Origin of the sequence: Moorella sp. E308F (assembly GCF_006538365.1) — a bacterium.
GTDB lineage: Bacteria > Bacillota > DSM-521 > Neomoorellales > Neomoorellaceae > Neomoorella.
On record NZ_BJKN01000002.1, the window covers coordinates 693,533 to 705,656 of the forward strand.

At 57.1% G+C, this 12,124-nt stretch carries 7 protein-coding genes and 1 pseudogene; 1 reads left to right on the forward strand and 7 read right to left on the reverse strand.

Annotation, left to right across the window (positions count from 1 at the left end):
- Window positions 1-53: 53 nt before the first annotated feature.
- From E308F_RS09975 to E308F_RS10005, 7 genes and pseudogenes are all read right to left on the reverse strand, one after another.
- Entirely contained in the window at window positions 54-3,074 is a 3,021-nt protein-coding gene (locus E308F_RS09975; protein WP_141264772.1) for a type I restriction endonuclease subunit R, read from the reverse strand.
- Window positions 3,071-4,513 (reverse strand): restriction endonuclease subunit S, encoded by a 1,443-nt coding sequence (locus tag E308F_RS09980; protein WP_141264773.1) that lies wholly within the window; start codon window positions 4,511-4,513, stop codon window positions 3,071-3,073. The genes E308F_RS09975 and E308F_RS09980 overlap by 4 nt, the downstream gene beginning before the upstream one ends.
- Complete coding sequence (locus E308F_RS09985) at window positions 4,510-5,316, reverse strand: TIGR02391 family protein (RefSeq protein WP_141264774.1); 807 nt, start codon at window positions 5,314-5,316, stop codon at window positions 4,510-4,512. The genes E308F_RS09980 and E308F_RS09985 overlap by 4 nt, the downstream gene beginning before the upstream one ends.
- Window positions 5,313-7,340 (reverse strand): type I restriction-modification system subunit M, encoded by a 2,028-nt coding sequence (locus E308F_RS09990; RefSeq protein WP_141264775.1) that lies wholly within the window; start codon window positions 7,338-7,340, stop codon window positions 5,313-5,315. Before E308F_RS09990 ends, E308F_RS09985 begins: the two co-directional genes overlap by 4 nt.
- A gap of 43 nt (window positions 7,341-7,383) precedes the next feature.
- Window positions 7,384-8,370, reverse strand: a pseudogene (locus tag E308F_RS16925) (type I restriction-modification system subunit M); the annotation flags it as partial.
- 678 nt (window positions 8,371-9,048) lie between these two features.
- On the reverse strand, window positions 9,049-10,011 hold the full coding sequence (locus E308F_RS10000; RefSeq protein WP_253260443.1) for a helix-turn-helix domain-containing protein: 963 nt from the start codon (window positions 10,009-10,011) through the stop codon (window positions 9,049-9,051).
- A gap of 285 nt (window positions 10,012-10,296) precedes the next feature.
- A complete protein-coding gene (locus E308F_RS10005; RefSeq protein WP_141264776.1) occupies window positions 10,297-10,482 on the reverse strand; it encodes a hypothetical protein in 186 nt (61 codons plus the stop codon).
- A gap of 408 nt (window positions 10,483-10,890) precedes the next feature.
- Here E308F_RS10005 and E308F_RS10010 point away from each other — a divergent pair, with 408 nt between their 5' ends.
- The gene (locus tag E308F_RS10010) at window positions 10,891-12,033 is read left to right on the forward strand and encodes a PRK06851 family protein (protein WP_141264777.1); all 1,143 of its coding nucleotides are present in this window, start codon (window positions 10,891-10,893) and stop codon (window positions 12,031-12,033) included.
- Window positions 12,034-12,124 lie beyond the last annotated feature (91 nt).

A 12,124-nucleotide genomic window follows, 5' to 3' on the forward strand; every position in this document is an offset into this window, starting at 1 on the left:
GGAGCACGGCGTCGCGCAGCTGCCGGGCTAAGCCGCCGATTAAGTCGTACTGGCTACCTCGCGCTGCCAGGCTCGCTGTAGGTCAGTGCGAATACCGTATCGGTCAACCAGCGACGGAACGACTCATTGTCGCTGAACTGCTTGAACAGCTCAGTGTCATCCTTGAGCAGCGCAGTCATCACCCGAACGAGGGCCTTGTCGTGCTCGATGCGTGCGTTTTGTTTGTCAGAATGCTTGCGTGCATTCTGGTAGGCGGTGTCGGCCGCTACTCGTGCAGGAATCTCCTCGGTGATCAGTTTGCGCACCCGATCGGCGTCGGTCCAGGGAATGTTGCCGAACTGATCGTTAAAAGCCTTGATGATGTTCGAGAGACGGTCGAGCTCCGGTTCGGGCTTGTGTCCACCACCCACAGCGGGCACCGGTTCGATTTCGGCATCCGCATCGGAAAGCGCGATACTCATGCTCGCCTGCTTTTCGACCCGGTAGCTGTCCATGTCGATCGCCTCGAGGATGCCCTTTGAGAGGTCTTCCTCTTTCGGCGCCGGCAGCTTGGGTACCAGGAAGTTAAGGAAGATCGATAGCTTCTCCCACTCGGCGTTAGTGTAGGGGAGGATTGAAGACAGAAAGTTATAGGTTCGCAAAAACGCCTTGGCTTTGCCCTTGAAGTCGACCTGACCGTCCTCGTCGAGATGCTCCATGTAGGTGGCGACGCAGGCGTCGAGGATCGGGTCGAGCTGGTCACGGTCGGCCCCGCTCAGGTAGAGCCGCACCAGTTCATCAACTTGCTCAGGCGCGTACACCTGGTAGCCGTCAAGGTCGGCTTTAAGGTCGTGCAGCTTGTTCGGGTCGGTCTCGTCGGCGAGGATGGTCGTCCGGTAGTAGGGCTCGAAGGCCTTCCGGATCGTCTCCGGATCGTTGACGAAATCGAGGACGAATGTGTCGTGCTTCTGGGGGTGGGCGCGATTGAGGCGCGAAAGTGTCTGCACCGCCTTGACCCCGGATAGCACCTTGTCCACGTACATTGTGTGCAGGAGCGGCTCGTCATAGCCGGTCTGGAACTTATCGGCGCAGATCAAAAACCGATACGGGTCCTCCCGGATCTTGTCAGCGATCTGGTTCGAGGGAAAGCCGTTAAGGCTGGCCTCGGTGACCTGTTGACCGCCATACTCGTGCTCACCCGAGAAGGCCACAATCGCCCGATAGGGGCTTTTGCGCTCCGCAAGGTACGCCTTAAAGGCATGGAAGTACTGAATAGCTCGCTCGATGCTGCCGGTCACCACCATGGCCCGCGCCTGACCGCCGATCTTGCCCTTGGCGATCACCTGCTCATGAAAGTGGTCCACCATGATCTCGGCCTTGAGCCGGATGGCGTACTCGTGCCCCTCGACGAAGCGGCGCAGCTTCTTCTGCGCCTTTTTGACGTCGAATTCGGGGTCGTCCTCGATGGTCTTGATGAGCCTGTAGTAGCTCTTCACCGGCGTGTAGTTGGCCAGCACATCCAGGATGAACCCTTCCTGGATGGCCTGTTTCATGGTGTAACTGTGGAACGGGCGATGCTTCACCGTGCCGTCGGGCTGCGGGTCGGGTTCACCAAACATCTCCAACGTTTTGTTCTTAGGGGTGGCGGTGAAGGCGAAGTAGCTGGCGTTCGGCAAAAGCTTCCGGGCCTCCATGAGCCGGTTGATCTGGTCTTCGAAGGTCTCGTCTTCGTCCTCGGCACCGGCCTCCGACAAGGCCATGCTCATCTTGGCCGAGGTGCGGCCGCCCTGACTCGAGTGCGCCTCGTCGATGATGATCGCAAAACGGCGCCCGCGGTGCTCGTTGCCGATTTCGTCGAGGATGAACGGGAACTTCTGAAGCGTCGTAATTATGATTTTCTTGCCGCCCTCGATGAAGCGCCGAAGGTCGCCGGAATGCTCGGCGTGCCCCACCGTGGCGCTCACCTGGGCAAACTGTTTGACCGTGTCCCGGATCTGCTGGTCCAGGATGCGCCGGTCTGTCACCACGATAATGGAATCGAAAACGGGTCTTCCGTCCTTCGCGAGACCGATTAGCTGGTGGGCCAGCCAGGCGATGGAGTTGGACTTGCCGCTGCCGGCGGAATGTTGGATAAGGTAGCGCCGGCCCACGCCGTGTGCCGCCGCGTCCGCCAAGAGTTTTCGCACCACGTCGAGCTGGTGATAGCGGGGGAAGATCTGCCGTCGCCGTTTCTTGCCGGTCTTGAGGTCTTTTTCCTCAACGAGTTGAGCGTAGTTTTCGAGGATGTCGGTCAGGCTCTCACGGGTGAGTATCTCCCGCCACAGGTAATCGGTCTTGAGCCCCTGCGGATTGGGAGGATTGCCCGCGCCGTCGTTCCATCCCTTATTGAAGGGCAGAAACCACGACGCCTTGCCCGCAAGGTGCGTGCAGAACCACACCTCGTTTTCGTCCACGGCGAAGTGCGCCACACACCGCCCCAATTCAAATAGCTTTTCGCGCGGGTTGCGGTCACGCTTGTACTGCTCGATGGCATCGTGCACCGTCTGTTTGGTGAGGCGGTTCTTGAGCTCGAAAGTGAAAACCGGCAGGCCGTTGATGAAGAGCACCAGGTCCAGCGCCCGCTGCGTCTCATCGCGGCTGTAGCGGAGCTGGCGCGTGACGGTAAAGCGGTTCTGCTCATAGAGTGCCCGCGCTTGCTCGTTTCCAGGCGAAGGAGTGCCGTAGAAAAGCTCGATGCGGTGCTGCCCGTGCTGAATCCCATTGCGCAATACGTCCACCACCCCGCGCTTGCTCACCTCGCCCTGGAGCCGCGCCAGAAACTTCCGCCGTGTGGGGCTGTCGTTATCCAGATCGAGCGCTTCGGCAACCTCCGGTTGCGTCGAACGCAGAAAGGCCGTAAGCTGAACCAGATCGACGCAGTACTCCCGGTCGTAATCGGCCGGATCGCCAGGGAGCCAACCCACACCGCCGTAGGGTGCCGGCGTCTCGGCAACGAACGCCGGAGTGCCGGCAGGTCGAGGTACGCAGTCGCTGCCAGTCAGCGCCCGGCAGATAAGAGTTTCAAGCCCGGCTTCGCTGGTGTCGGTTGGTTTCATGGTTCAACTTCCTCCTCAGAGAAAGTTTCTGCAGCGGCCTCATTATCTGCCGCCTCACCTTCCGCTGTCTCCTCTGTGTCCTCCAACTCAGCTTCCTCCTCAGCTGGCTCCTCTGGCAGCCGCGCCGCGACCTCGCGCACATCCACCTTGCCGGTGACGACGTCGGAAATGAGGCGGGTGCGGTATTCGCGCAGGAGTTCGATTTCGCGGCGAGCGGCAGCAATGGCAGCGTCGATCTTGGTCGTCTGGGCGTCGAGGTACTCCACGATGGCGGATTGTTCGGGGAGGGGAGGAAGGGGAAACAGCATTGCCCCGACGAACGTCCAATCGGCCCGGGGCATCTTGGCACCGTAAGTCGAGCTGTTTACAAAATCAATAGCTGGTGCCGATCGCAGAACCACCTCTAGATAGTGGGGTGCAACAACGGGCCTTGCGCGCAAAACAAAAAACTCACCAACGCAGACGCCACTCTGTTTGGGACGAACAACCTTAGCAAGATATGGCCTGAGCTTTCCGAAAAGAACATCTCCAGCTCGGAAGCGCTTCACTTGACTGTCAAATTGTGCTTCTCCGGATGGCACCAGAAGGCGACCTGTCCAACTCTCAACGTGCTCCAATGCTATGTAGAGATCCTCATCGTTCTTGGTACTCGTCTGCTCGTTAATATGATCGACTACCGTTTTCAGCCGCCGCACCTCCCAATGCTCCGGCACCTCGCCCAGCCACTCCACGCCCGAGTCCTTGTACGCCGGGTAGGGCTGGCCGGTGCGGACGTCGATCTTGCCGGTGACGGCCTGGTGGATGAGGGTCTGCTTGTACTCCTCCAGAAGTTTGACCAGTTTCTGCTTGGCTCGAATATATCGCCGAATCCGCCGGTCCATGTAATCGAGAAAGCGGACGATGGCGGTTTGTTCATCGGGTGAAGGGATCGGGATGTACAGGGCACCAAACTTCTCCCTTGTAAAGTGCGCGATTGTAGCCTTGTTGGTAAGAGCGTCAAACCAACCGGTTGTCGCAATAACGCTCATGACATACTGCAAGTAGTCGTTCCGACAATGATCACGTGGGCGAACACGATGCAGTGCATTCTGAATAATGAATCCCTCTGGTATTTCTTTCACAATTCCGCAACGCCCTCCTTCACCCCCTTCGCATACAAGAAGATCGCCAGCAGTGATACCAAATTGTTGGATATCTCGTGGACTGGCCCACATCCTTGGTGCATCTGATGTTCTCACCGAAAACCACTGAATATGTTGTGCCTTAAGATAAGGAACCTCAATATCGTCTGGGCTATTCGGTCTTGTTTGCAGCATTTTTCCAAGTTGAATGTCGTAATGACGCTTTACCGGCTTGACCTCCCAATGCACCGGCACCTTGCCAAGCCAGGGCACGCCGGAGCCTTTATAGGCGGCGTAGGGGGTCAGGGTGCGTATCATGGCTGACCTCCTTCACGAACTAGCACGGCATCATCCAGCTTGCGATGCAACAAAGAGAGGAGTGTAAGGTAGTCTACAGCGTCGTCTTCTCCTTTCCACAGAATCTTTGGCTCGTGAGCCCGTGGGTTCCGGATTGCGCCAAAGCAACCTTTCAGCAGTAACGCGAAGCCCTTGTGCTCCGACTTTTCGCTTTCTGTTCGGAGCGAATTCAGAGCGAGCAGAGGTCGGTCGATAGCGAAAACATGATCAATGAGTGCCGCGCCGTCCAACTGAACGCCCGTCATGTCCCGGATACGTTGGGCAAGCCCTTTCGTTGCTTCGAACACGGCATGGAAGTAATTGTCCTGCATTAGTTCGGCTCGGCAGTACTTTAACACCTTTGGGTGCACACTACGGCCCTTTAACTTCGCTCGGATGGTCTCTACGCGTTCTTCTGCCTCGTCCAGTGTTGTCACCATGTTCACTTGTCGGAACTGCCCATCGGGCCCGTACTCTAAGCCAGAGAAAAGCAAGATCTTGTTGAGTTCTTGTCGATGTTCCTCGAACTTCTGCGGCTGATCAACAAATCGTACTGTAGCGAGGAATGCGCGTATGAAATCAAGCACGTGATTGGCACACTTGTACTCATTCTGGTAATGTTGAAATACCCAGTAAAGGCGCCGCCACTTCGTGGATTCGCCGGATTTGTCAACCAGTCCCCGTTCCCGAAGCACTTGGGAAATCTCACTGCCTGTGCCGCATTCACCGAGTAAGCGTGCAAGTCTTTCAATCTGAGCATTGGTAAATGGTCGGACCGTGGTCATCTTGTTGATCCTCCCAAAATCTCCGCCAGCAACCCCTCCGCCTCCTTCTCCACCGCCAGCAGGTCGGCGCGGATCTCCTCCAGGGTGCGCAGGGCCTTTGGCTTGTAGAAGTAGCGGTTGAAGCTGATCTCGTAGCCCACCTTGACGCTCGCCGGGTCGTACCAGGCATCCGGCGCGTAGGGCAGGACCTCGCGGCGCAAGAAAGTCTCGATGGCCGTGCGCTGGTCTTCCGGGCTCGGCAGGTAACCAGGCTGATGGCAGGCCTGGCACTCAAGGAACGGGATCTGCTCGCTGTCGCGCAACTCCGTGTCCGGTTCATACTCCACCACACGCGGCTTGCCACCGATGACAACCTCAAACAGCCCGCGCAGCGGGTCAGGCGCCGTGCCGGGTTTGTGGATTTTTTTGATGACCGGCGGTGCATCTTCGGCACGCTCGGCCGTTTCCCGAAGCGCCTTGATCTCCTTGGGAGTGTAGGCGCGCTCGGGGTCGATGCCTTTCAAGCGCAGGGGGCGCTCCACCGTCACCTTCCAGTAGCCGAAGGCCGCGTTGGAGAAGATCTTGGACTGTTCGGTCTCCTCGAATTTGAGGAAGGTATCAACAATGCGACGGATGTCCTCTTCGGACAGCTCGCAGTTCTTCTTGCCCAGGTTCTTGCGCAGGGGCTTGTACCACTGCGTGGCATCGATGAGCTGCACGCGGCCTTTGCGGTGCTCGGGCTTGCGGTTCGTGAGCACCCAGATATAGGTGGCGATACCGGTGTTGTAGAACATGTTGAGCGGCAGGGCGACGATGGCCTCGAGCCAGTCGTTCTCGATGATCCAGCGGCGGATGTTGCTCTCGCCCTGGCCGGCGTCCCCCGTAAACAGCGACGAGCCGTTGTGCACCTCGGCGATGCGACTGCCAAGCGGGGTGTCGTGCTTCATCTTGGAGAGCATGTTCACCAGGAACAGCATCTGGCCGTCGCTGGTGCGGGTGATCAGTGAAAGCTCCTCGCCCCGGTGCTGCACGACAAAGCGCGGGTCCTTGATGCCAGCCTTGCCGCCCATGCGTTCCAGGTCGCTCTTCCAACTCTTCCCGTAGGGCGGATTGGAGAGCATGAAGTCGAAGGTGCGGCCGGGGAAGGCGTCGTTGGACAGGGTTGAATGCTCGGGCCCGCCGACGATGTTGTCGGCAGCATCGCCCTCGCCCTTGAGCAAAAGGTCGGCTTTGCAGATGGCGTAGGTTTCGGCATTGATCTCCTGGCCGAAAAGATGCACCGAGACCTGTTTGCCGCGTTCTTTCGCCAGCTGCAACAGGGTTTCCTCGGCCACCGTGAGCATCCCGCCGGTGCCGCAGGCGCCATCGTAGAGCAGGTAGGTGCCGGATTCGATCTGGTCGGCGATCGGCTCGAATATCAGGCGGGCCATCAGTTTGACCGCATCGCGCGGGGTCCAGTGCTCGCCGGCTTCTTCGTTGTTTTCCTCGTTGAAGCGGCGCACCAGCTCCTCGAAGATGGTGCCCATGGCGTGGTTGTCGAGGCCGGGCAGCCGGACGGTGCCGTCGCTGTTGAGCACAGGGTAAGGACTCAGGTTGATGGACGGGTCGAGGAACTTCTCGATGAGCGTGCCCAGGGCGTCGGCTTTGGCCAGGCGGGGGATCTGGTTGCGGAACTCGAAGTTGTCGATGATCTCCTGCACGTTGGGCGAGAAGCCATCGAGGTAGGCGCGAAAATCCGCCTCCAGTTGCTGGCGGCTGGCACGCGCCTTGAGGTCGCGTAGCGTGAAGGGGGAGGTGTTGTAGAAGGCTTGACCAGCGGCCTGTCGCAGAGCAGCGTCCTGGTGTACGATCCCCGCTTTGTCGAGCGAAGCTTTCATGTCGAGCACGGCCTGCTTGGTGGGCTCCAATACCGCATCCAGTCGGCGGATCACGGTCATCGGGAGAATGACGTCACGGTACTTGCCGCGCACGTAGAGGTCGCGCAACACGTCGTCGGCAATGCCCCAAATGAAGTTGGTGATCCAGGTCAGTTGGCCGTTCTCCATGTTAAACCTTCCTCCAAAAAGGTCGCATACTCTCTAGTGAAAGTACGCCGAACTTCCAGCGCTTGTCCTCGCGCAGCTGCTCGGCGCCCCACTCCTTCATATTGAAGGGCGGATTGGCCAGGATGAAATCGGCCTTGAGATCAGGGAAACGGTCGTTGTGGAATGTGTCGTCCTGCTCGATCCTGCCGTCGATGCCGCGTCTGGCCAGGTTCATCCTGGCCAGACGCCACGTGGTGTAGTTCGACTCCGGGCCGTAGATCGAGATGTCGCCCTTCGCCTTGCCTCCGTTGCCATTCCCGGTGGCATGAGCCCGGATGAAACCGACGGACTGGACGAACATGCCCCCGGAACCGCAACAGGGATCGTAGACCTGCCCTCTGTACGACTCGATAATCTCGACTAGAAGCCGGACGATGCAGTGCGGCATGTAAAACTCGCCGCCTTTCCTGCCATCGGCGCTGGCGAACTGGGAAAGGAAGTACTCGTAGACACGGCCGAGAACATCCCGCGCCACGGCATCGCCGTTGATCAGGTCAATCGTCGAAAGAGGTTTAGCAGTTCCCCTAAGGTCTGCGCCGGAATGGCGGCGCGGGCGTAAATCTTCGGGAGCACGCCGCGCAACTGCTTCGGGTTCTCTTTCTCGATGGCGGCCATCGCCTCGTCAATCAGCCGGCCGAGATGCGGTTGGTGCGCGTTCGCCAAAAGATAAGACCAGCGGGCTTGGGGCGGGAACCCGATGATGTTGGCGGCCAGGTACTCGTCCTTGTCCTCAGCGACGGAAGCGATGTATTCCGCCGACGCCTCCTTGACGTAGTATTCCGTATTGGCGGGGTCGGTAACGGCGCGCGTCAGGAACCGTTGCCGGTTTTCAAAAGCGTCCGAGAGGTATTTCAAAAAGAGCAGCCCGGATGATGTGCTTGTATTCGGTTGCCTCCACCGTGCCCCTTAGCCGGTTGGTCGCCGACCAGAGCCGGTTGGCGAATTCGAGGTCGCCGTTGCCGTTTTTTACCGCGCTTTTCCATTTCGCCATAACCTTCTCCCGCAGGATGAACCGAAAGTTTACCAAACAGCTGGTTTTTAGAGGTTCAAACAGTAAAGGAGCGTACTGCCGTAACGCCCGTTTTTTGTTTTATTCGCCAATCGCTGCCATTTTTCCTGCCGGAGCCCTTACAGCGTCAACTGTCTTTTTTTCCCCATTTTCTCAGCCGGCGTTCGCACTCGGTGCGGGGCAGGCGGCTTCCCATCGCCCGCATCTTTTCTAGCGCTCGAGCCGCTTATTGGGGCGTAACGATTTGCTGTCGAACCAGTTCGTCAAGTATCCAAAGCGTCCCGTGCACTGATACTTTCTCTTGTTCCGTGGCTTTCCGCAGGTGCCTGTCACCGGTTAGCAAAACAGCGCCCCTTGCTTTGGCCAGCGCCAGGGCAAAAAGGTCCACGCGCGAGGGCGTCGGGATACCGGCTTGCTAATTGAATGACAAGGTGGACTCCGTCGCCGACAAGTTCCTCCTGCTGCAATCCGATGGATACCAGGGCCTGTCCATCGGGCACCCGTAATTCGGCAATAACCATATCCGGGGCGATAAACCGGAGCGGCAGTTGGAACGATTCGTGAATATCCCGCCGGCATACAGGTCGATCCAGATGTTCGTGTCAGTCACGTGGGTCCGCCGGGAATCCTCCATGCCGCTCGGCCACCTCCCGCCAAAATTTAGCCAGGGATTTGGTGAGAAGTTCGGCGGCACGGGATTCTGAGATCAGATCCTCCGTAAGCGCACGCATCACGAGCCGTTCCATCCGCTTTGGTTCCTCGGGGGGCAGAGCATCGCCGGGTTCTTTCTGGTCCCAACCACGGTGGCGAAATTCGCGCGAACAAATTCGTGGCGAGCGCTTCCGAAATGATACTTAAATCCTTCGCCCGGTAAATCCAGGCCTGCATACTGAGGCCGTATTTATGCTTTAAAAGGTGCAGTTCGTAGAGGCTAAGCGCCTGCCGCTGCTCCCCCGATTCGCGGCACGCCGCCAGTGCGGGGTCTAAAAAAGCACCAGCAAACCGGTGCGCCGCTTTCTCTGCACTCGCCCCTTTTTCAGGCCGGAGAATAATGTGCCCTAATTCGTGGGCCAAATTGAAGCGCTGGCGGTCGCCGGGAAGACTACGCCGCATAACAATGACCGGGGTGTTGTCCTCCATCATGAAGGTGCAGGCGTCAAAGCCATCCACACTGTCTACCAACCCAACCTTGATCCCTTTATCCTCAAGAAGTTCGGTCAGGTTTTCGATGGGGGCCAAGCCTAACTGCCAGGCCGCCCTTAGCTCTTCCGCCATCCGCTCCGCTTCTTCCAGCACGGTAATCCTGGGATTTACGCCCTCCGGTAAAACAAAGCCGCGTGCGGCGTCGCCGGGCGGGAAAAGCGCTTCAATTTCGAGATATCGTTCAAGCCACCCCTGGATTTGGGCAAGGACCGTTTGTTCTTGTTTGCGGCGCAGCGCAGAATTTTTACGGTAAGCCGGCACGGAAAGGTTCACCCTACGCGTCCGGAAAAAATATTCAACCTTGACCCCGAGCGCCTCTGCTAGACGGAGCAGGACACCGGAACTTGGTATGTCTAAGCCCCGTTCGTACTTTGAAATGGCCTGAGGCGACACACCTACACGGTTGGCTAATTCCCGCAAACTCAGTCCAGCGGCCCGCCGGGCCATCCTGAACCGTTCTCCGACCATCACCTTTTCACCCCGGTTGACATTCTATCAAAAATATTGCATTTTGTAAGCCGAAGAATAATTGGAAATCAGGGGGGACACCATACTCAATCTGCTCAGTTCCTCGTCCGCCGGGGTCCTTTGGGTCCGCTCTTGCGCGGCGGCAGGATCCGTTCGCAAGGTGCGCCGCGGCACTGCTCAAAGGATACTGCCAGACCTCTTCTACCAGCCCTGCACGGACGGGATTAAGCTCCGCCATCAGGTGCAGGTATGCCCTGTATCATCTTCGCAAAAGAATGTTTGCTGCACTTCCACTCGTTCCACAACCATGCTGCCGGATTTCGCCGCCAGACCGAGAAGGAGAAACAGAACCAAGCCGGGAATGACCAGTTTCAGCACGCGCCGCGGAAAATGATGGTGGATAACATTTTCGCACGTCGTCACCTCTCCCTGATATAATCTACCTGGACATCTCCAACACCTCGATTTCCTCCCGCTGCTAAGTTTACTGACCATTAGCAGCAGGATTCGATTTGTTGGGGGTGGGTCCCTTTTTGTTTACCATTTCCTTAAAAGTGGGTCACTTTTAGATTACCATATACAAGCGGCGTCTTAGAAAATATTTTCTATTAGGTGTTCTGGGGAATCCGCAAAATTAGTGTGACACGTCTTTATCCTTTGCTCCGTAAAGGAACTCCGGCCTTTCTGTGACACAAAGGAACGCCCTGATCTCAACCATTGCTCGCGCTTCACGCCTTCCTGTAGCCAGATGGAAATAATTGAAGCTATATGCAAAGTGTAGGACCGTAAGCATAAGATTTAAGTAAGTTAATTTTACAGGGAGGTTAAAACATGGGCCAGGGCAAGTTGCGAAGGGTTTTTCCCGGCGGGAATACCTGTGAGGGTTTTTATTCCTTTTATGATTACATTATCGAACCCGATGCCACCCGGATCTTTGTCGTTAAAGGCGGCCCGGGGGTGGGCAAGTCCACCTTCATGCGCAAAATCGGCGAAACCATGCTGGCTAAAGGTTATGATGTGGAATTCCACTGCTGCTCCTCCGATAACAATTCCCTGGATGCCGTGGTTATCCCGGCCATTAAAGTAGCTCTAATCGATGGTACGGCTCCCCATATAGTTGATCCTAAGAACCCCGGTGCGGTAGATGAGATTATCCACCTGGGGGACTACTGGGACGAAAGCAAAATGCGGGCCCATAAAGAGGAAATCCTTAAAGCCAACGCACGGGTGGCGCGCTTGTTCCAGATAGCCTACAGTGCCCTCCGGGAAGCCAAGGTTATCCGCGATGAGTGGGAAAGTTATATTTCCGAGTGCATGATTGAAAGTCAGGTAAACAAGGCTGTGGCCAACCTGCTTCATGCCATTCTCAGCGGTGTAGCGCCACGCTATGACCGGCCGGCTAAAGTTCGCCATCTCTTTGCTACTGCTATTACCCCTGATGGCATCATTACCGGCCATGTAGAATCCCTGCTCCAGGATGTGCAGCAGCTATATACCATCTCTGGCGAGCCAGGTTCCGGCGTGCCCCAGGTGCTGGCCCGGATCGCCGACCTGGCCCACGAAAAAGGATTGCACACGGAGATTTACCATTGTCCCTTCAATCCCCGGAATATTGACCTGGTAATTATACCGGAAATAAAAGCAGCGGCCATGAACGTCCAGCCGCCCCACACTTACGATCCCTCCTGCCTGCCGGAACTCACGGCCATGAAACTTAACCTCTCGGCCTATATCGACCGGGATAAGCTAGGAACTTACGCCCACGAGATCAGCAGCGCCGCCTACCGCTATCAGGCCTGCCTGGACCGGGCCGTGGCCTATATCCGCCAGGCCAAGTTAACCCATGATTACATGGAAACCTTCTATATACCGGCCATGAATTTTGAGGCCATTAACGCCAAACGCCAGGAGGTCCTGCAGCGGATTTTGAACTATGCTGCTGAATTTCCTGAAAACCTGATTAAAGCAAGTTAAAGCTTTAAACCCTTCCTAATCTGCAGTATTAGGAAGGGTTTTTGGTAACTATCCGCGGAACAAAAGCATAAGTTAACATGAGTACAAGAGA